Origin of the sequence: Caulifigura coniformis (assembly GCF_007745175.1) — a bacterium.
Classification (GTDB): domain Bacteria; phylum Planctomycetota; class Planctomycetia; order Planctomycetales; family Planctomycetaceae; genus Caulifigura; species Caulifigura coniformis.
Genome location: NZ_CP036271.1, coordinates 3,500,521 through 3,521,881, shown reverse-complemented (window position 1 = coordinate 3,521,881; position 21,361 = coordinate 3,500,521). Strand labels below are relative to the sequence as shown.

General features: G+C 64.0%; 12 protein-coding genes. 10 read left to right on the top strand and 2 right to left on the bottom strand.

Going from position 1 to position 21,361, the window contains the following annotated elements; translation table 11 throughout:
- Nucleotides 1-164 precede the first annotated feature (164 nt).
- Nucleotides 165-2,048, bottom strand: a complete 1,884-nt coding sequence (locus Pan44_RS14205; protein WP_145030692.1) for a hypothetical protein — start codon at nucleotides 2,046-2,048, stop codon at nucleotides 165-167.
- 211 nt (nucleotides 2,049-2,259) lie between these two features.
- On the opposite strand from Pan44_RS14205, the gene Pan44_RS14200 reads away from it, so the two are divergent.
- The 8 genes from Pan44_RS14200 (at nucleotide 2,260) to mdoH (ending at nucleotide 15,594) form a co-directional block, all read left to right on the top strand.
- Nucleotides 2,260-3,822, top strand: a complete 1,563-nt coding sequence (locus Pan44_RS14200; RefSeq protein WP_145030691.1) for a type I 3-dehydroquinate dehydratase — start codon at nucleotides 2,260-2,262, stop codon at nucleotides 3,820-3,822.
- Nucleotides 3,823-3,874: 52 nt separating this feature from the next.
- Nucleotides 3,875-5,437 carry a hypothetical protein gene (locus Pan44_RS14195; protein ID WP_145030690.1) on the top strand — a complete coding sequence of 521 codons (1,563 nt, stop codon included), beginning with the start codon at nucleotides 3,875-3,877 and terminating at the stop codon, nucleotides 5,435-5,437.
- Between the two features lie 60 nt (nucleotides 5,438-5,497).
- Nucleotides 5,498-7,060: an ABC transporter permease subunit gene (locus Pan44_RS14190; protein ID WP_145030689.1), complete on the top strand. Its 1,563-nt coding sequence runs from the start codon at nucleotides 5,498-5,500 to the stop codon at nucleotides 7,058-7,060.
- Nucleotides 7,061-7,139: 79 nt separating this feature from the next.
- Complete coding sequence (locus tag Pan44_RS14185) at nucleotides 7,140-9,035, top strand: alpha/beta hydrolase family protein (protein ID WP_145030688.1); 1,896 nt, start codon at nucleotides 7,140-7,142, stop codon at nucleotides 9,033-9,035.
- Nucleotides 9,036-9,261: 226 nt separating this feature from the next.
- On the top strand, nucleotides 9,262-11,121 hold the full coding sequence (gene sppA / locus Pan44_RS14180) for a signal peptide peptidase SppA (RefSeq protein WP_197453323.1): 1,860 nt from the start codon (nucleotides 9,262-9,264) through the stop codon (nucleotides 11,119-11,121).
- 314 nt (nucleotides 11,122-11,435) lie between these two features.
- Nucleotides 11,436-12,989 (top strand): glucan biosynthesis protein G, encoded by a 1,554-nt coding sequence (locus tag Pan44_RS14175; protein WP_231754051.1) that lies wholly within the window; start codon nucleotides 11,436-11,438, stop codon nucleotides 12,987-12,989.
- On the top strand, nucleotides 12,986-13,552 hold the full coding sequence (locus Pan44_RS14170; protein ID WP_145030685.1) for a hypothetical protein: 567 nt from the start codon (nucleotides 12,986-12,988) through the stop codon (nucleotides 13,550-13,552). Before Pan44_RS14175 ends, Pan44_RS14170 begins: the two co-directional genes overlap by 4 nt.
- Nucleotides 13,549-15,594 (top strand): glucans biosynthesis glucosyltransferase MdoH, encoded by a 2,046-nt coding sequence (mdoH, locus tag Pan44_RS14165; protein WP_145030684.1) that lies wholly within the window; start codon nucleotides 13,549-13,551, stop codon nucleotides 15,592-15,594. Before Pan44_RS14170 ends, mdoH begins: the two co-directional genes overlap by 4 nt.
- A 141-nt stretch (nucleotides 15,595-15,735) precedes the next feature.
- On the opposite strand, the gene Pan44_RS14160 is transcribed toward mdoH, so the two are convergent.
- Nucleotides 15,736-16,128, bottom strand: coding sequence for a DUF2237 family protein (locus Pan44_RS14160; protein WP_231754050.1), 393 nt, complete (start codon nucleotides 16,126-16,128; stop codon nucleotides 15,736-15,738).
- 419 nt (nucleotides 16,129-16,547) lie between these two features.
- Between Pan44_RS14160 and Pan44_RS14155 the strand changes: the two genes are divergently transcribed.
- Both Pan44_RS14155 and Pan44_RS14150 read left to right on the top strand, forming a co-directional pair.
- Nucleotides 16,548-17,615 carry an NADPH:quinone reductase gene (locus Pan44_RS14155; RefSeq protein WP_231754049.1) on the top strand — a complete coding sequence of 356 codons (1,068 nt, stop codon included), beginning with the start codon at nucleotides 16,548-16,550 and terminating at the stop codon, nucleotides 17,613-17,615.
- A gap of 317 nt (nucleotides 17,616-17,932) precedes the next feature.
- Entirely contained in the window at nucleotides 17,933-21,346 is a 3,414-nt protein-coding gene (locus tag Pan44_RS14150) for a hypothetical protein (protein ID WP_145030683.1), read from the top strand.
- Nucleotides 21,347-21,361: the final 15 nt, after the last annotated feature.

Here is a 21,361-nt window from a genome sequence, read left to right as displayed (position 1 = left end):
GACCAGGCGAGTTCGTTCTGGAGAACCCCATCGATCATTCCTGATCGTGCAACAGCCTCGCGGCACAAGCATCGCCAGGAAGCCCGCAACGAAACGAGCAACTCCCTACTTCACTTCCTTGGCTTCTGTTCCAGAAGAACCAGCCGGACGCTCCGCTGGCGTCGTCACGGAATCAGTTTGAACGAGCTAAAGAATCGTTCGCGATCGGCCGCGTTCTCGAAGCCTGCATCGAAATGGTATTCGACCGACCACTGGGCCGAGCCGGTGATGTAGTTGTGCATCACCCGGGTTCTCGGGCCCGCCTGCAGGATCGTCTCACGGCCGAGATGTGGGCCGAGCCGCAGCTCCTTCCGCGAGACGACGCGGGCCGGCACGCTGCCAATCACTTTCTCTTCGTCGCGGATAAAGAACTCGAGGTACTCATCCAGCGAGCGGCCCGTCTGCTTCATCTTCGCCTGCACCTCCGCGGGGAAGGTCGTCACGAAAACCTCGAACACTTCGTGAGGCCGCTGGAGGACATACGACCGCAGCATGCGGGGCGTGGGGCCATCGATCACCTCCACCAGCGGCATCACGTCCGGAGTCTCGATGCTGACTCCATAGGCCGGAAGCGCGAGCAGCTTCCAGTCGCTGCCGGGGATCGGCGCGAAATCGTTCGTGGAATCCGCGACAGGCGGCGGCGCGGGCGGATTGGCGCCGCTCGCCGCGACCGCCTGCTGAAGCGTGGCAAACGCCGAGAACGTCTGTGGCGCCTGCATGGCCAGCGCCAGTCCATCGTTCACGGCCGAGTCAGGCAGGTTGAAACGGAGCGTCAGAGTCGAGCCGCTCAGGGAGGCGGTCGATTCGCGAACCGACTGCACGACCGCGCTGCCAGTCCGTGACAGCGTCTGCGACTCGGGGCTGGAGGTCGGTGAGGCGTCGAGTTGCTGGAGAACGGCCCGCCAGGAGTCGGCGACGCTGCCCGTGATCGAGCGGCTTTCGCTCTCCACCTGCCTGGCGACCTCTTCCGAGGCGAACCGTGAAACAGCCCGCAACTCGACGCCGGGGTTCAGGCCGGCCTGAACGGAGAACAGCAGCGGCTTGCGCTCAATGCGGGATCCCCGGAAGTAGTCGTAGTTGCTTTCCACGTATTGCGGCGCCGTGGCGACTTCCAGCAGGGCATCATCGCTAAGGCCCGCGAACCGCGACTCGGCCGAGCATTCCCCGCGTTTCGGAATCGCGCGTTGCAGATAGTCGAACGGGGCGCTCACGACGGTCCGGTCGTCGGCAAAATAGACCGCGCTGACGCCGAGCGCGCCCGAGTGAACGTAGATCGGATGGCCATTAAACGAGCGTTCCTCGATGCGGCCGTGGTTCCCGGCGGCAATGCGGGATTTCCATTCCGCCGGCGTGAGAGGCTTCGTCAACCGGAGTACCGCAACGACCACCGGGGTCGAATGAGGCTTGGCCGCCAACAACAGGCTTGTCGAACCAACCATGACTGACTCGAGCTCTGGCAGCTCGAAGCCGATCTGGGCCGCGACCGCGGCGAGCCGCCCCTGCACGTCGGCCGACTGAGGAAGGGCCTTCCAGCCAGGGGAATCGATCAGGCGAGCCACGCGAAGACGAATGACCGTCTGCGTGAAATTGGACAGCCACGTCATCGGCCCGGTCGGGGCGACGAACGAATCGATTCCACCGGCATTGGCCAGCGTTCCGCCGCGTTTCCTGGCCGCCGGAGCAAGGCGATCCCACGCAGCGATGCCCACGGCCAGCACCACTATGACGACGCCGGCGGCGACGAGTCGCGCGTCGAAGCGGATCGCCCGTTTCTTCCTGCTCTTTTGTTTCGCCCTCGCAGGGGGGCGGCGGGTGACGGGCGGGGCGAGTTCGGCGGCTGATTCAGCGTCTCGCCGGCGGCGGACGACGGGATCGGACTGGGGCGCTGGTTCGACGACGAAGCGAGTGAAACAGGCCGGACACTTGACCGTCCGTTCCTTTTCTCCAGCGGAGGGACATTTCAGTGTCTTGCCGCACTTCGGGCAGTCGACGACCAGAGGTGAGCCCATGTGGATTGCGGGTCGAGGTGAACAGATGGAGGCCGCATCTTTTCGACACGAGCGATTGTGACCGGACGTGAGAAGCATTGGTAGCAACGCGGAGGCGTGATTCCTGTGCAGTAGTGCCCGGGGCATCGTGCGGTGTTTCGCGCGGCGTCCCCAGGGGATTTGAGCGTCGGGCGCGGATTGGGCCCCAGCGACGACGACGAAAAATGCGTCAATGCGTTCTCCCCGGATGCGATCCGGTCCGCGCGTCATTGAAGTACGGCGACAGGGGAAAGAGGATGCACGTTGTCCCCTGCTCCCCAATGGCCAGCCGCTCATGATCTGCATCACCGTCACACCGGAATCCCGCACGCTGGGTAAGGTCGACATCCTGAACGCGGCCTCCAAGGGAGACATCGTCGAGCTCTGCCTCGACCGCCTGATCAAAGAGCCCGACATCAAGGACCTGCTGGCGGTCACCCGGAAACCGGTGATCGTTTCCTGCCGCCGCAAGCAGGACGGCGGCCAGTGGGATGGCAGCGAAGAGGAGCGCCTGCTGCTGCTGAGGCAGGCCATCGTGGCGGGGCCGGCCTACGTTGAACTCGATCTCGATATCGCCCGTAAGGTGCCGCGGTTCGGAAAGACCCAGCGGGTCATCAGCTTCACACGCCTCGACCGCCCGGAAAGCGACCTCGATTCCATCATCGAAGAAGCCCGGGCAGTGCAGGCGGACGTCCTGAAGTTCACCTGGCCCACCCCGACCATCGACGACGCGTGGCCCCTCCTCAAGGCAGTGAGCGCGAGCACCCGGGGAACGCTTCCGATTGTCGGCCTCGGATTGGGCCGGGGCGATCTCACGTTCTCGCTGCTCAGCCTGAAGTACGGCTCGCCGTGGTTGTACGCCGCGCTCGAGAACGGGATGGAGGCCTACCCCGGACAGCCGACCGTCTTTGAGCTGGAAGAGATCTATCACCTCCGCGAGATCAACCGCTCGACCGCGTTCATCGCCGTCACAGGCTTCGGCGATTCCCAGCCGGGGATCGTGCGGGCGTTCAATACCGCGTTTCAGTCGCAGGGCGTGAACGCCCGCTGCCTGCCGCTCTACCCGGGCGACGTGGGACGACTGTCGAAAATGCTCGATGCCCTGAAGATCCGGGCGATTCTCGCAAGCGGCGGCTATGCAAAACACCTGATGCCCCTCGCCGAAGACATCGACCCGCGGGACAAGGACAGCGGTTCCGTCGATCTCCTGCTCCATAAGGGCAGCGGCTGGCAGGGGGTGAACTTCCTCTGGAAGGCAGGAGTGCAGACGCTCGGCGACGCCGTGAAGAACACCGGGCACGGTCTGGGACAGCGAAGTATTCTCGTGCTCGGGAACGGCGGAACGGCCGCGGCCATGGCCTACGGGCTCGCGCAGTTCAAGGGCCTCGTCAGCATCTGTGGCCCCAACGACAAGGAAGCCCAGGCTGCCGCAGGCAAGCTCGGCTGCCGTTTTATCCCGTTCCAGAACCTGTACGACACCCTCTTCGACGTGGTCGTGATTGCAGACCCGGCACTGAAAGTAGGCACGGCCCACGGGAACGTGAACGCGGCGCTCCTGCGGGAGAACCAGATCGTGCTCGACGTCAGCGACCCGCCCCGAGTACACCCCCTGGCCGAGGAAGCCCGGCTCCGCAAATGCCAGATGGTCGATTCGTCGCACCTGTTCCGGGACCGGTTCGCGGCGCAGTACCGGGCGATTGTCGGCAAAGAATTACCCGAAGACGCGCTCGAAAAAGCGATCGCGTCCGCCGTATGAGATGAGAGCCCGCCGCGCGGGTCCGGCAACCCGGGTTTCATGAAGGGCGACTGTGAGCGAGTTCCGTCGGGCCACCGCACTGCTGTTCCGCCGCCTGCGGCTCGACCTGCGGTCTCCGGTGGCAAATCTCCTGCGCATGCTCGCGGCTGGCTGCCTGCTGTTCACCATCTTCTCGGTCGTCAACTCGGGGATGACGATCGGGGCGCCGGGCCTGATGGTCTACAAGTGGATCGTGTGGATCGATTCCCTCCTGATCAGCATGGGGAGTGTCGCAATCTTCGCATCGATCATCGCCAGCGAGCGGGAACAGGGAACGCTGTCGCTCCTGCGGATGACGGGAATGAACCCGGTCTCGCTGATCCTCGGGCAGGGCTTCAGCGGCATCGTCATCGGATGCCTGCTGCTGGCGGCACAGTTTCCCTTTGTCGTGCTGACGATCACCCTCGGCGGCATCCTGTGGGACCAGGTGCTGGCGACTTACATGGCCCTGTTGGCCCACCTCGTCCTCTGTGCGGGAATCGGGCTGTTCTGGTCGGTCGTCTGCGCCCGCGCCGGTTCCGCCTCCTTCTACACGCTGCTCTCGCTCTTCGGGCTATGGCTGGGAACGTGGCTTGTCCGCACGATGGCAAACGGACTGGCGTATCGCGGATGGATCACTTCAGAAACCGAGGCGACGATCGATTCCGCAACAATCTGGCTCGATGCGCGGCTGGTGTGGACCGAGCTGTCGAACATCGCGTCGTCGTTCGGCTCCATTCCGATCGTGTCGCCGCAGTTCTGGTGGTCGATGGCGGGGGGAATCGGATTCCTGCTTCTGGGCGCCCTCCTGCTCGATCGGCGTCCGCTCGAGACGCCCCCCTACTCGCCGATCGTGATCCGGCTGTGGCGTTCGTCCGGCAACCGGGCGTGGAATCAACTGGCGGTCGCGGGAAAAGACTTCCGGCAGTTCATGGGCGGAGCCAAAGGAATCGTGGCCCGGCTGATCATCTATCCGCTCGTTCCGCTCGCGCTCGTCTGGGCCCTGGTGACCTTCGGATCGGCCCGGATCAATTCGAATGAAACGGCCGCGACGGTATTCTGGTTCGGCGCCGCCTTCCTGACACTCGAAGCCGCCGCAATCGCCTCGCGACTGTTCCGAAATGAGATCACGGAGCTGACCTGGTCGTCACTGGCCGTTCTGCCGCGCTGGCGAGCTCGACTTCTCATCGAAAAACTCGGGGGCGCGTGTCTGGGACTCATCCCGGGCATGCTCGTCTGTCTCGTCGCCGGGTTGGCGTCAGCAGACGTGCAGCGATTCTTCTTTGGCCCGGCCAGCGCGTCCCAGGAGCGATACCTGGCGCTGGTCCTCATGGCCCAGCCGCTCTTGTGGGTGGCCGTCACCAGCCTGGCAACACTGCTGCTGCCCGGAGTGCCGCCGACTGTCACGATCTTCTGCGGCGTGATCGCGATCATCGCGCAGTGGTGCCTGATGCTCCTCGGCTGCACGTTGCTGTGGGGTTCGCGGTTCTCGTTCGAGGAATTCGCAACGGCCTATCTCCTGGTGACGACCTCCCTGAGCCTGCTGCTCCTGCTGGCCGCGTCGCTGCGCTTGCGGAAACTGACGGAGAGGAACTAAACCGGCCTTCTACGCGTCGGGCTGCATTTCCGGGCCGGCGATTCCTCTGGGTTCGACGGCATGTTTCGCAAAACTTTGGCGCTGCTCGTGAGGGCTCTCCGGGTGGATGCCCGGAGTATTCGTCCGCACCTGGTGCGGATGGGACTGCTCATCACCATCCTCTGGCTGCTCTACCTTGCCGACGAGCTGTCGCGCCGCAGCGGCGCGCCCGGCCTCCAGCTGTTCCAGTCGCTCACCTACGTGAACATCTGGTTCATCACGCTCGTCGGGGTGACCTACTTCTCGTCCGCAATCACCGAGGAGAAAGAAGAGCGGACCCTGGGCCTCCTGCGGATGGCCGACATCGGTGGCGGGGCGATCCTGCTGGGGAAATGGCTGCCGCGAGTCGTCGGGATGTTGTCCCTCGTCGCCGTACAGTTCCCGTTTACGCTGCTCGCGATCACCCTGGGCGGCGTCACGCAGAACCAGGTCAATGCGGTCTATGCCGCACTCTTCCTGCACCTGTTTTCCGTCGGCACCTATTCACTCCTGGCCTCTGTTTACTGCCGGAACACGGGGACGGCCTGCCGCGTGGCGTTCACCGCCCTGTTCCTGCGCTGGCTCATTCCCACGGTGGCGAGCGCATTGGCCGCGTTCGGCGGCGCGAGGGTCGTTGGCTCGAAGACACTCGAATGGATCGGCCGCCTGAACGAAGGCTCAGTCTATGCCCTGACCAGCAGGGCCCTGGCAACCACCTTCGCCGAAGGCCCCTTCCCCGCCGCCGCCGCGTGGTGGCTCGGAGAGAGCCTGTTTCTGTTCGCACTGGCGTGGCTGATCTTCGAGCCCTGCACGCAGGGCGACGTGCTCAGCGACGTCCAGCCGTCGCTGTGGAGCCGCTTGACTTCGAAAAAGCAGCGATCGAAACATCGCCGTGCCTGGCCGGCGGCGATCGCCGGCAAGGATTTCATGCTGCTGGCGGGAGGGTTCCGCGGATCGCTCCTCCGGTTTGCCGGGTACATGGCCATCGTCGCCCTGTTCGTGGGGCTGATCAGCATCGGCGGCGGGAGGATCACCGCCCAGGATCTGGGATCGACGCTGATGGGCTTCGGGATCGGCTTCCTCGCACTTGATCTCGTGCAGTCGGCGGCGAAGGTCTTTCGCGTCGAGCTGCAGGACCAGACCTGGTCGGCGCTGATGATGCTCCCGCGCACCCTGAACGGCATCGCCTGGTCCAAAATTGCCGGCTGCGCGATCGGGTGGTGGCCGTCACTGCTGACAATCACGCTGGGAGGATTGATGGTTCCCCATGCAGTGGCGCAGATCCTCGATGGCATGTTCGAGCCCGATGCGTTTTTCCCGATCGCCTACTTTGTGACCCAGTGCGTGCTGTTCCTGGAACTGACGGTACTTACGTCGATCACGCTGACCTGGGCAGCGTGGCCGCTCGCGGCGCCGTTGTCGTTCTTCGTGGTCTTCCTCGGAAACGCCTTCGTGATGACCTGCCTGATCTCCTCGATCGCCGGAAGCGGCAACGGACTGCAGGTGATCTTCTTTGTGCTGACAGGAATCAGCGTGACCCTGGCCGCCTTCCTGTATTACCGCATTGGCGTCCGACTGGTCGCCAAGGCGTCAGAGGGCGTATGAGATTGAGCGCCCGACAGATGTGAGCATCGCTGGAAGATTGTGACTGAGAGCAGGCCACAACCGTGACAGGAGTTCGCCCATGATTCGCCCGCTTGTGATCGCCGCCGCGGTACTGCTGTTGTCCACGGTCGTCCGGGGGGCGGATCCCGAACGGATCGCTGCCTCCCTCAGGGAACCGATCCTGGATCGCGAGGCGATGCAGCGCGACATGGAGAAATTCTGCCAGTCACGAGTCCCCCTGACGCCGACCCCCACCGATCGCGACGAGTGGGAAGCGTTCATCCGGAAGGCGCGACGAGACACCCTCGAAAAGGTGGTCTTCCGCGGCGAAGCGGCCAACTGGCGGCAGTTGCCCACGCGTCCGGAATGGTTGGGCGAAATTGATGCGGGCGACTACCGAATCAGGAAACTGCGGTACGAAGCCACGCCGGGGATGTGGGTGTGCGGGCTGCTGTACGAGCCGAAAACCCTTGAGGGCAACGTCCCCGTCGCGATGCAGGTGAACGGCCACGATCGCGACGGCAAGGCCGCGAAGTATAAGCAGATCCGCTGCATCAATCTGGTGAAACGCGGCATACTGGTCCTGAACCTCGAATGGTTCAACATGGGCCAGCTGCGACAGCCGGAGTTCGACCACTACCGATTGAACCAGCTCGATCTGTGCGGCACGAGCGGCATCTCGTGTTTCTACCTCGCGATGAGCCGCGGAATCGACGTGCTGCTCGCGCACCCGAACGCGGACGCGTCGCGGGTCACCGTGTCAGGGCTTTCGGGAGGCGGCTGGCAGACGATCTTCATCAGCTCGCTCGATGAGCGGGTGACACTGTGCGACCCGGTGGCCGGCTATTCGAGCTTTCGGACACGCGCCGTCGTTCGTGCCGACCTGGGGGACTCGGAGCAGACGCCCACCGATCTCGCGACCACAGCCGATTATGCCGTCCTGACGGCCATGCGGGCTCCCCGTCCGACGCTCCTGACATTCAACGACCGCGACAACTGCTGCTTCCAGTCCGGCAATGCGCTGCCGGAACTTCTGAGGGCCGCCCGGCCCGCCTTTCAGCTCTACGGCGCCGGCGACAAGCTCGAGGTCCACGTCAACCATGTTCCGGGCACCCACAACTTCGACCGCGACAACCGGGAAGCCCTCTACCGGATGATCGGGCGGCACTTTTATCCCGACGCCGCATTCGATCCGAACGAAATCGAATGCGACAGCGAGATCAAATCCGCCGAGGAGTTGAACGTCGAACTCCCCGACGCGAACGCGGGGTTCACCACGGTCGCCAGGCAACTGGCCGACGCCATCCCGCGGGACGAATCGCTCTCCGACGAAATCCTCAGGACCCGGCTCAGGCAGACGCTGCGGTATCTTCCCCAGGAAGCCTCGGCTGAGCATCTCTCGGCGCTGTCGGACGGAAGCGTCGACGTGCATCGCTGGAAGTTACGAATCGGCGATGCCTGGACGATCCCGGCCACGGAGTTCGTTCCCGAGGGGGCAACGGAGAGCGCCTTGCTGCTGACGGACGAGGGGCGGGCGAAATCGGCCGGCATCATCGAGAAGCTCCTCGAAAAGAAGGTCCGCGTGCTGGCGGTCGACGTGCTGCACATCGGGGAATCCAAGCTCCCCAGCCACGACTTCCTGTTCGGCCTGTTGATTTCCGCCGTCGGCCAGCGGCCGCTGGGTGTGCAGGCGGGGCAGATCAACGCTGCCGCCGAGTGGTGGTCGGGCCAGTGTGGGCGTCCCGTGCGCCTCCACGCCGTCGGTCCGCGGTCGTCGTTGATGGCGTGGTGTTCGGCGGCTCTGGGCGGAAAGGGAGTCGCCGGAGTCCAGTCGGAGGGCGGTTTCGCATCGCTCCGGGAGATCATCGACCGGGGGCTGGCGATCCCGGACGGGCCCGAACTGTTCTGCTTCGGACTGCTGCAGGCGATGGATGTGCCTCAACTGAAGCGGCTCGCGAGCGACTCCGGTCGGTGATCGGTCAGGACGAAGCAGTCCGGCAGAACCGCAGCCCTTCGGCGCCGGAAAGTCGCGCAGAAATTGTCTTGATCTTTTGTCCGTCCGCGGACGTAAGGAGTGAGATGGCAACTTGTCTTTCACAGGGCCGTTGCAGATGATTCGCGGAACGGGTGGCCGGCCAGGAGGGCTGGATCTGCGCGCCCGGCCATAAGGACATGCAGGTTTCTCTCTGGAGCGAATGCTCATGCTTCGTTTGCGTCATTCCCTGTTCTGGATGCTGTCGGCCGCCGTTCTGGCCCTGCCGCAGCTCGCGCCGCCGGCCGCCATCGCCGCAGATACGAAGTCGACCTCCGAGGTCATTCCCGTCTTCACGCTGAAGTCGGTTGTCGAAACGCCGACGCCTGAGGACCCCATCTTCGGCGCGATCGGACAGGAGTCGCTGGTCGAACTGATCCGGCGGATGGATAAGGCCGCCAAGGACGAAAACGTCAAGGCGGTCGTGCTGCTGCTCGATTCGGTGCAGCTCGGCTACGGACAGATTGAAGAAGTGCGACAGGGGATTCAGCGTCTGAAGGACGCCAAGAAACCGGTCTATGCACACGCCGATTCACTGACGACCGGGACCTACGCGGTGCTCTGCGGAGCGACCCGGCTGAGCGCATCCCCCACCAGCGACCTGTTCCTGACCGGGCTCTACAGCGAGCAGATGTACCTGAAAGGCCTGTTCGACAAACTCAAGATCCAGCCCGATTTCCTCACCTGTGGCGCCTACAAGAGCGCTGCCGAGATGTTCATGCGGACCGGCCCCAGCGCCGAAGCCAAGTCGATGTACGACTGGCTGTACGACGGCATGTACGCGTCGGTCATCGACCTGATCGCGAAGGGGCGCGGCGTCGACGCCGCCAAGGCGAAGGAATGGATCGACCAGGGATTGTTCTCTGCGGAAAGCGCCCGGAAAGCCGGCCTGATCGACGCGGTCGAATTCCGCCAGGACTTCCAGGCCTATGTGAAAAGCCAGACGAGCGAAGTCGCGAAACTCGACGCCAAATACGGGAAGCCCAAGGGGCTCGACCTCGATCTCAACAACCCCTTCGCGGCCATGCAGCTGTGGGCCCAGATTCTGGCCGGCCCACAGGTGAAGCGATCGAACAAGGACGCCGTCGCGGTCGTCTATGTCGACGGACCGATCATGCTCGGGAAGGCGGAAGCTTCACCGTTCGGTGGATCGGCCGGCGCGTTCAGCGAACCGATTCGCAAGGCACTCGACGAGGCGTCCCGCGACGACAAGGTGAAGGCCGTCGTCCTGCGGGTCGATTCCCCCGGCGGGTCCGCCATCGCCAGTGAAATCATCCTGAATGCCACCAAGCGCGTGAAAGAGAAGAAGCCGCTGGTGGTTTCGATGGGCAACGTGGCCGGCAGCGGCGGGTATTACGTCGCCTGCGGCAGCGACACAATTTTCGCCGACTCGGCCACCATCACGGGCTCCATCGGCGTCGTCGCCGGAAAGCTGGCGACGACCGACATGTGGGATCAACTCGGCATCAGCTTCTCCGCCAACGCCCGCGGCAAGAAGGCCGGAATCCTGTCGAGCGGATCGAAGTTCAGCGATGAGGAACGCAAGGAACTGCAGGGGTGGATGGACGAGGTCTACGGCGTCTTCAAAGGACATGTCGTGAAGATTCGCGGCGAACGCCTGAAGAAGCCGATCGACGACCTGGCGGGCGGACGCGTCTTCACCGGCCAGCAGGCCCTGGAGCTCGGCCTGGTCGATAAGATCGGCACGCTGACCGATGCGATCGCGTTCGCAGCCTCGGCCGCCAAGGTGACGGATTACGAACTGCGGACCATGCCCAAGCCGACCAACTTCCTGGAAGGCCTGCTGGGAGAGGTGAGCGGACAGAAGAAGGACGACCAGTACCTGATGACGCCGGCCGCGTTCTTCCGTGGAAACTCGGGCAGTTCGCTCCCCGACACGCTGCTGCCGCTGCTGAACTCGCTGGACCCCCAGCGTGCAAAACTGGTGCTCCAGGCCTTCACGCAACTGCACATCCTGCACAGTGAGAAGGTGTCGCTGACGATGCCGATTTTCGGCGTTTCGAACTAAACAGGATCTTCACAGGTCCTTCAACGTGAGAACGCCCGGCCAGGGGTATGGTCGGGCGTTGTCGTTTTTGGCAACGGCATGGATCGCCGATTTGATCGCATCGAAGCAGATTGCGACGGGGGTGATTCGGCATGAGACCTGCCAAGCGAAGCGTTTCAGCTCGCCGTCGTAATCGTGCAAATCGGTTATTGAAGTCTGGCACGACCGCGATACGTTATGGATCGCTCGCTATTTACTCTCAGGGAATCTTGATGAACGGGTGTTTAGGCCGGATCTCTCGCCTTCGCAAAGGCTTGCGGAGGGGGATGATCGCCTTGCTGTTGTGGACTGGAGTCAACGCGTTCCCCGCCCCGATGCAGGCAGATGATGCTGCCCGCCCGGCTGGCATCGTGGGATTCGATCAGGTCGTCGAGTTCGCTCGCCGCACTGCGGCGAAGCCGTACGCGTCTTCACCTGAACTTCCGGCAGGTCTTAAGGATATGACTTATGACCTGTACAAGATGATCTCGTTCGATGTGAAGAAACCGATCTGGCTGAATCATAAGCGACCAGTCTGGCTGGAAACCTTCCACCGCGGCTACGTCCACCAGGACCGGGTCAGCCTGAACCTGATCGCGGAGGGCAAGGAAAACCACATCCCGTTCACCAAGGATCTCTTCGAATACCGCCAGGACGCCAGGAAGCTGAAGATCGACGGCGACCTCGGATTCGCCGGAATGCGGCTGGTCGGAACGTTCCCCGAATATCCAGAGCGGCAAGAGTTTGTGGCGTTTCTCGGATCGAGCTACTTCCGCGCTCGCGACGCCGAAAACGTCTACGGCTCATCAACCCGCGGGCTCGCCATCGACATCGGCCTGCCGAAGACAGAGGAGTTTCCGATCTTCCGCGAGTTCTGGATCGTCAAACCGCAGCCTGACGATCCGGATGTCACGATCTACGCCCTGCTCGATAGCCCGAGCGTGGCAGGCGCCTATCACTTCGTGCTGACGCCCGGAATTCAGCAGACGTCGCTCGAAGTTCGGGCAACCCTGTTCTTTCGCAAGGCAGTCGAGAAGGTCGGCTTTGCCCCGCTGACCAGTATGTGGATGTGGGGAGACGGCCTTGCCGGCCCCAAAGGAGACCCCCGGCCCGAGGTCCACGACTCCGACGGCCTGCTCATGCACGCCGGCGACCAGTGGAACTGGCGGGCGGTCTCCCGCCAGGAATACCCCTCCGTCGTCCGGATGCCATATACCGACATTCGCGGTTTCGGGGTGATCCAGCGGGATCGGAATGTCGATCACTATCGCGATTCGGAAGCGATGTATCATCGCCGACCGAGTGTCTGGATTGAGCCGCAAGGCAACTGGGGGGCCGGGGCGCTCGAGCTGCTCGAGCTTGATGCGCCGCACGAGGGAATCGATAATATCGCAGTCTGGTGGGTGCCGGAACGGGTGGATCAAAGCGGCGCCCCAGTCAATCTCCAGTACCGCGTCTCATTCTTTTCGGGCGATCCGCCGGGCCATAACCTCGGCAAGGCCGCCGCTTTCCGCGTCTTACGACACGCGCCCGATTCGATGAACGTCGAGGTGGATTTTGCTGGTACGGCGCTTGCTGAGTTGCCCCCGGACACGGAACTGACCGTGGAGGTGGCATCCGTTCGCGCAGCGGTCACCTCGGCAACCTGCAAGAAGAATGATGGAGGCTCGTGGACGGCCAACCTGGCCGTTCAACCGACCAGGGAAGGTCCGATTGAGCTGAGGGCGACTGTGAAGTCGCATGGCCAAGCGTTGACGGAAACCTGGAGTTACCTCTGTCCCCTGAATGTGCCTCCCGTTTCGATCCCGCCCTGGCGGTTGAAAGAAATGGAAGGGAAAGTGAAAGAATGACCGCGTCTGCAATGACTCTTCCTTCCGCTTCGGCGGAACGTGCCCCGCGACGGACGCCTCGGGACGCGGCACGATGCATTGTTGGCGAATACCTCCGCGACTGGGGGCTCCGCGATCCCGATGTGATCGCCGCCCGCAGCCGGGAGATCGTGGAACAGGCTGAAAGGTTCCTGGCGGTCGCCCCGGAGTCGGTTCTGACATTGTCGGAAGCGGCCCTGAGCATCGCCGTCGACCTCATCAGCGCGGCAGTCGTCGTGAAGCCCGAACAGGGCGACACCGGCTCCCTCGTTCCGCAGGCTTCGGTCGTGGCGGAAGTCAGCCACCTCCTCGACGACTATCCGCAGATCGCGCAAACCAGCCCGGACAGGATGGACGAAGAGGCCGCAGAAATTCTGGCGACAATCGCCCGGCCCATCGTGCCGCAGTCGAAACGGAGTGAAATGCCGGCCCAGCCCGGGACGCGAGTCTGGCGAGTCGTTTCGCCAGCCTACTATCAGGGCCTGGTGAAGCGCATCGCGCTGGCATTCCGCGAACCGGTTCAGGGATCTGAGACCATCGCATGAACGCCAATGGAGTGTTGCACCGGGCGGGCGAGTTCCTCCGCCGCCCGGGTGTCGCCCGGGTTGTCCTTTGCCTCCTGACTGTCGCCACCACCGCGTATGCGCTGAACATGTTCAGCGGAACGCTGATCGGCGGCGGCATGAACATGCTCGAACGGCTGCTGCTGCCGCTGTTCGCGGTGCTGTTCGCGTGGATCGCCCTGTCCTTCTGGACGGCCACCCTCGGCTTCGTCGTCACGATGCTCGGCGTGCGCCGCTGCTGCGCCCCCGCCACGAACTCGAAGGCCGCCCCGGTTGGCCGCAGCGCGGTCCTGATCCCCGTCTACAACGAATCACCGGCCGACGTCTTCGCCAGCGTCGACGCGATGCTCAAGTCGCTCGACGAAACCGGGCACGCCGGCCAGTTCGACCTGTTCGTCCTCAGCGACACCACCAACCCGGATATCTGGCTCGAAGAAGAGCGGACCTGGGCCGCCCTGGTCAGCGAAGGACGTTCGGGAGCGCGGGTTTTCTACCGGCGGCGTCCGAAGAACACCTCGCGGAAGGCCGGCAATATCGCCGACTTCTGCACGCGGTGGGGCGCGCACTACAGCTACATGATCGTGCTCGACGCCGACAGCCTCATGGAAGGCGAGACCTTCTGCGAAATGGCGCGGCGGATGGACGCGGATGCGGAACTCGGCATCCTGCAGGTCCCTCCGACCCCCATCAACCGCATGTCGTTCTTCGCCCGGCTGCAGCAGTTCGCCGCGCGTCTGTACGGCCCCGTCTTCATCCAGGGGTTCGCCACCTGGGCCCACTACGACAGCAACTACTGGGGGCACAATGCGATCATCCGCATTGAGCCCTTCATGAAACATTGCGGCCTCCCGGTGCTGCCGGGCAAGGCGCCGCTGGGCGGCGAGATCCTCAGCCACGACTTTGTCGAGGCCGCCCTGATGCGCCGGGCCGGCTACAAGGTCTGCCTCGCCGACGATCTCGACGGCAGCTACGAAGAATGCCCGACGAAACTCATCGACTTCGCCAAGCGCGACCAGCGCTGGTGCCAGGGGAACATGCAGCACATCCGGCTCGTGTTCAGCGAAGGCTTCCTGCCGATCAGCCGGTTCCACCTGGCCTGCGGCGCGATGTCGTACCTGGCCAGCCCACTGTGGATGCTCTTCATGGTCCTCGGTGGACTGGCGATGATCGTCGACCAGCTCGACCCCGTCTCCCGGCAGCGCGCGGTGGCAAGTGCCGCATCCGTGTTCGCGCTGAGCATGGCGCTCCTCATCCTGCCGAAAGTCTATAGCGTCATTGCTCTCGTCCGTGATCGGGCGAAGCTGGCGCACCTGGGCGGCTGGCGGAAAGTGATCGGCAGCGTCCTGATCGAGTCGCTCGTCTCCATGCTGATCGCCCCCATCATGATGTTGTTCCACACCCGGTTCGTAGTGGCGACGCTCATGGGCGAATCGGTCCAGTGGAACGCTCAGAATCGCGGCGAAGGCGGCTTCAGTCTCATCGATTCGATGCGTGACTATCGCACCCACACCCTGGTCGGACTGGCCGCGACGGCGATTGTCGCGTTCGCCGCCCCGCACCTGCTGCTGTGGTTCCTCCCGGTCGTGTTCGGCCTCGTGCTGTCGGTGCCGGTCACCGGCATTCTCGACAGCCTGGCGATTGGCCAGTGGCTCGCCCGGCGGCGCCTGCTGCTCATTCCCGAAGAAGCCAGCAGCCCTCGGGTGGTGCGGCTGCAGAAGCAGGCCGCCCGTCGCCGCGAACAGTCGGCGGCCGAGGTCGATCGCTCCAGGCTGTTCCTACGGGTGCTGATCGATCCCTCGTTCCACGCACTGCACCAGACCATCCTTCAGGCGACCGACTCCCACCTGCCAATCGCCCCCGCCGAACTGCGGGCCGCGAAGGAAGTGTTCGAAAAGGACGGCCCGGAAGCCATGTCCGTGCAGTCACGCCGGATGATCCTCTCCGATGCAAACGCATTGAAAGAGTTTCACATCCGGGCGCGCACCCGCCAGCGGGCAGCGGCCACGACGACCCTGGCCAACTGACCCGCGACACACGCTCCTCAAAGAGAAAAGCCCGGCCGCATTCAGTGCGGCCGGGCTTTCGTGTTTCCAAGAAGTTCACAGCCGCTCGAGCCCGCCCACTTGCCTGCAGCCACGCTCTCGACGTTCAACGTAGTAAAGCGCTCATCCTTTGGCCGGCTTGTAAACGTGATCCTGCAGGTCGTCGAGGGAGACGAATTCGAGCGCCGACATGTGGGTCGCTTCGAGAATGACGGGAGGCGCGGCCCCGGCGTCCAGCGCTTCCTGCCAGCGGGCCGCACACAGGCACCACTGGTCGCCCGGCTGCAGGCCGGGGAATCCGTACTCCGGAATCGGCGTGCTCAGGTCGTTTCCAACGGACTGAGAGAACTTGAGGAACTCTTCGGTGAGCCGCACGCAGACGACGTGCATTCCGAAATCCCCCGCCACTGCCTCGCAGCACCCCGAACGGGTGTAGCCCGTCAGCGGATCCTCACTGCAGGAGATCAGGGGACCGCCGAGAACGTTCTTGCCGCGGGAAGGTTTGGAGGTGGACACGTCGCGTTTCTTCAGACTCGGATGCAGGCCATCGGACAACTGATCGCAGTGTACGGGAGATTGGCCCCGCGGACAGGGTCGGCCCCCGCCGAACCGCACGACAGCCACCTTCCGGAGTCCCCCACTTCGCGCGCAACCGGCCACGTGACAGTGGAGGCCCATGAACATGATCACCGTCACACCCTTAACCAGCCGCAACTCCGTCCACGCGACGGCCCGCAGCCATCAATCCGGGGCTGCGACCGCGCTTCGGCCACCTGCCAGCGGGGGAAAGGGGGGAATAGGCATGAATCACGGACCGCACCCCGGCCCCGTTTTCCTTGATCACCATGTTCACCTTGATGCCCACCCGCCCCGCCCCCGGGACAGACCGGTCTCGCAAAGGCCGCGGACGTGCGCCTGAGACTGCTGCGCTGACGTTGTCAGACGCACCGGGCCGGGAGATGATCCGGGACACCTTCGACCCGATTCTGAAAGGACGCTGCGACATGAAGGCCGCCTACATCGAACAGACGGGAACTCCCGAGATGATTCGCTTCGGCGACCTTCCTGATCCGGTCTGCGGCCCCGGAGATGTACTCGTCCGGGTCCGCGCCAGCAGCGTCAATCCGATCGATACCTACATCCGGGCCGGCGTCGTCGGCATGGCGTCGAAGTTCCCCTACATCCCGGGTTGCGATGTCGCGGGAACCGTCGAATCGGTCGGGCCGCAGGTCACGCGATTCAAGAAAGGGGACCGCGTATGGGGCAGTAACCAGAGCCTGTTCGGACGGCCCGGCGCGTGCGCGGAACTGCTCGCGGTCGACGAAGGCTGGCTCTATCCGACCCCCGAAAAGCAGACAGATGAGTGTGCGGCGGCCGGCGCACTGGTCGGGCTGACGGCCTGCCTGGGCCTCTTCGAATTCGCGAAGCTCAAGCCGGGCGAATGGATTTTCGTCAACGGCGGCTCGGGAGGAGTGGGCTCAGCCGTGATTCAGCTGGCGAAATCGGCGGGCGCTTATGTGATGACCACCGCCGGCAGCGAGGAGAATGTCCAGTATTGCCGCGACATCGGGGCGGACGTCGCGATCAGCTACCGGGACGACAAGGTGGATGACCAGATCAAGACGGCGGCCCAGGCGAACGGCGGCCTGAACGTCTGGTGGGAGACGCAGCGGGAACCGAATTTCGACCGCATGGCCGGCCTGATGAAGAATCGCGGACGAATGATCGTCATGGCCGGCCGCGCCGCCCGTCCTGAATTCCCCGTCGGGCCGTTCTACACCCGTGACCTGAGCCTGCTGGGATTTGCGATGTTCAATGCGTCCCAGGACGAGCAGCGGGCCGCGGCCGAGAGAATGAACGCGGCCTTTGCGGCCGGCCGGTGGACGCCGCGAATCGGCGCACGGTTTCCACTTTCGGAACTGGCGGCCGCGCATCGGTTGCAGGAAGACAACACCCTGGCGGGCAAGAACACGCTCTCGGGAAAAATCGTCATTTCCGTTTGACAGGGGAGGCGGCCTGCCGGTGGCGCCGACAAGCCCGGGCACGCGCGACGTGCGTGGTCGAGGTTGCGTTGCGCAGGGCCCTTTCCTAAGAACGCCACTGGATTCCGACGCGACCTGCCCATGCGGCCGTCCGCCCGCGGTCTCCCGGATCCTGTCCGAAACACACAAGTTTTCTGCAATGCCCGGGCCTCAGCCTGCGTCGAAGTTCGCACGGCGACCCTGCAATTGTCGAACGCAAATTGCCACCGGTCGTCCGCGTGTCGCACAATAAAGCGAATCGTCGAGACCGGCTGCTACTGATGATGCTGAGGGACGTTATGACTGCGGAACAGTCCACCTGCGTGGGCCGCACACCGGCCTGCGCCCACTCTCTGGCCGCGACATTCATCGCTGCCTTGCTGTGCTTTTTGGCAACGTCGGCCGGTGCCCAGGAGCCCCCTCCCCCACCGACGGCCAGCACGCCCGACGCCACCACCCCCCCGGCGGCGGCGGCGCCGGCCGACGATCCACCGCAGCTGTTGATGGTCCCCTATCAGGACCTCAAAGGGACCATCAACGACCTGGGCGCGTCGATCATGGTGCCCCTCAGGGACTACCTCGACTGGCAGAAACGGCTCCGCGACACGCCGCCACAGGCCCCCGCCGTCGTGACCTCGGCCGCCTACCGCGTCGTCGTCGAAAAGGAACTGGCCAAAGTCAGGGCCGAACTCAAAATCAGTGCGCCCGGGAAGCCCTGGGCGGAACTCCCCGTTTCCTTCGGTGAAGCGGCAATTGCATCGATCGAAGGGGCCGACGAAAACCTCCTGCTCCGCGGCGAAGGCAACGGCAGCTACAGGCTGCTCATCGGCAAGAGCGGAGAGCACACCGTCGTTCTGAACCTGGTCGCCCGGATCCGGACATTGCCGGATGGCAAACAGCTGGTGATGAACGTGCCGGCTGTCGCCGTCACCACGTTTGAAATGGAGATTCCCGAGGCCGAGCAGACGGTGGAATTCGAGCCGCGCCAGGCGGTCTCCCCGGTCGACGACTCGATGGGCAAGACGCTGGTGCGAGCCAACCTGGGAGCAACGAATCAGATCACGGCGAAGTGGTTCCCCAAGGCGAGCATCAAGCCGGAAATGGAACTGCTCGCGAGCGTGACAAACGACCAGTCCGTGAGCATTGAGGATGGATTGATCCACCGCGACGCGTGGCTGCGCTTCGAGATCCTGCGAGGCAAGCTCTCTCAACTCCGCATCGCGATCCCCAAGGGGGTGCGTGTCCTGGATGTCTCGGGCGACCCGCGGATCCGTGGCTGGAAGACGGCCGACGAGCCTCAGCGGCAGGTCATCACGGTCGATCTGCTTTCGGGGACATCCGATCCTGTTCCGGTCGAAGTTCACACCGAAGGTCCGTTGCCGGAAGGGACCTTCACCGCCGCCGGACTTTCGGAACAGGGAGAGGCCTTCGGAATCCATGCGCTCGATGTGATCCGCGAGAGTGGTCATGTCGCCGTGAAGGCCAGCGGTGAACTTGAACTGACGATGACCGAACAGCAGCGACTGTCGCGGGTGAACGACGACCAGCTCCCGCCGAAGATCCAGGCGGGTAACGCGTCCGGGTTTCGATATTTCGCACCGGGCTTCGTGCTCAAGGGATCGGTCAAGCCGATCCAGCCCCGCCTGACGGTGAATCACACGGCGCGGCTCGTCTTTCAGGACGAGGAGCTGCGCGTTGTCTCAACCCTGGACTACCAGGTCGAGCGCGCCGGCATCTTCGAACTGCAGCTCAAGGTCCCGGAAGATCTGGTCGTCGACGCCGTGGAATGCGACGCGATGCGCGAACACCGGTTCGACGAAGCATCCCGGACGCTGACCGTGACCCTCTCCAAACGCACGGAGGACCAGGTCGCAATCGCGATCCGCGCGCACCGGCCGCTGGCTGCCATGGCTGCCGCGGAACAGGCGCTGCCGATCATCGAGCCTCTCGGCGTGGAACGCGAACTGGGCTCGGTGTTCGTATTCTCGAAGCCTTCCGTCGAAGTCGTGACGAGCGAGGCGGCGGTCAAGGCGGCCCAGCCGCTGGTGGCCCCTGCAGAAATGGCCGAGCCCAATGCGTCGCTGACTTCTTCCTGGAGCTTCACGCGGCGGCCCGTCGTCATTCCCGTCACGATTCATCGCAAGCCCGCCCGGCTGTCTGCAGAGATCGCAACCGCCATCCAGGTGCAGCCGCAGATCATCGAAGTCAATTCGCGGCTGACCTTCCGGACGGAATACGCCGGCCTGGATACGTTTCGCCTGATGGCCCCGGCGGGCGTTTCCGATCGCCTGCGGATCGAATCGCTCGATCCCGGCAGCCCGCTCCGCCAGAAAACGGCCGGCCCGGCCGAGAACGGCTGGGTCACCTGGACAATCACCATGCAGCGGGAGGTACTCGGCGCAGTTCCACTCAACGTCGCCTACGACCTGCGTGACACGGCGGTCCCGGGAGCCGGAGCACCGACGGGAGCCAACCTGGCGCTCATCCGCCCGATTGCGGCCAAGGCGTCCGGAGGAGCCGATGTGCCGCTGACGCGCATCGTCGGACAGATTGCCATCTCCAAGGATGACACACTGTCGGTGACGTCGGTCGCGACCGGCGGTGACGTCGAACCGATCGACGTTCGCGAACTGACGCTCCTCCCGCAGTCGGGTGCGGCGGCGTATCGCTATTTCCGCCAGCCGGATGACAAGGGGATCGACGTTTCGATCCAGCGGAGCCGCAATGAAGTGCAGCCGGTGGTTGCGACCGTGATCCGTAAGGGACTGGTGGAGATTGTCGCCGGCGACAAGGCCGATTCCTCGGCCACGTATCGCTGTCGATACCGCGTCAAATCGAGTGAACGCCAGCGAATCCTCGTCCACCTGCCGGTGAACCTCGAACTGCTGGGCGCCTTTGTGAATTCGCGCGATGTGCGCCTCGAGACGGCCGACCTCCCGGGCGGGCAGCGAATCGGAGAATCCTGGAATTCCTACTGGCTCAACGTCTCCCGCGAAGGGGCGAACGACGACGAGTTCATCGTCACCTTGCACTTCCTTTGGAAAGTGAACCCGGAACTTGGTGGAGGAAGCTATTCACGAGGAAGCCTCGAGCTGCCGATGCCGGTCTTCGGCGCGAAGGACGCTCCGGCTGCAGTCCAGGAACTGCGGGTCGTCGCCTGGACACCGCGCGAATACGTACTCGTCGGACGTCCAAACGACTTCCAGCCGCTCAGCGAACCAGGTCTCTGGTCGCGATTCTGGCAGCGTTCCGCGTCGCGAAACGAGGTCGACCTCGATTCGTGGATCGAGCCCGGAAACGCTCCGGCCCTCACGCTTCCGAAAGATGGAAGGACGGCCTTCGCCTACATCAACATCGGAGGCGCCAATCGCCTGCGGGTCGACTGGTGGAACCGGGTGCGCGTGACGTGGATCGTCTCGATGGCACTGGTGTTGATCGCGCTGCTGCTGGTGCGAACCTCGTGGGAGAACAAGCTCGGTATGCTCCTGTTCGGCGGACTCGCGCTCACTCTCTTTGCCCTGAACGACCGCGCGGCGGCAGCTGAATTGCTGGCGGCGGGACGCTACGGACTGGCGTTCCTCCTGGGTCTGTGGGTCGTGCACGGCCTGTTCGGCGCCAGACGCGCCGCGACGGATCCGAAAACACCTCCCACTGCCCCCCCAACCGAGCCGGCGGCTCCGACATCTCCCGCTCCCATTCCAGGAGGTGCGTGACCTGTTCGCTCCAAC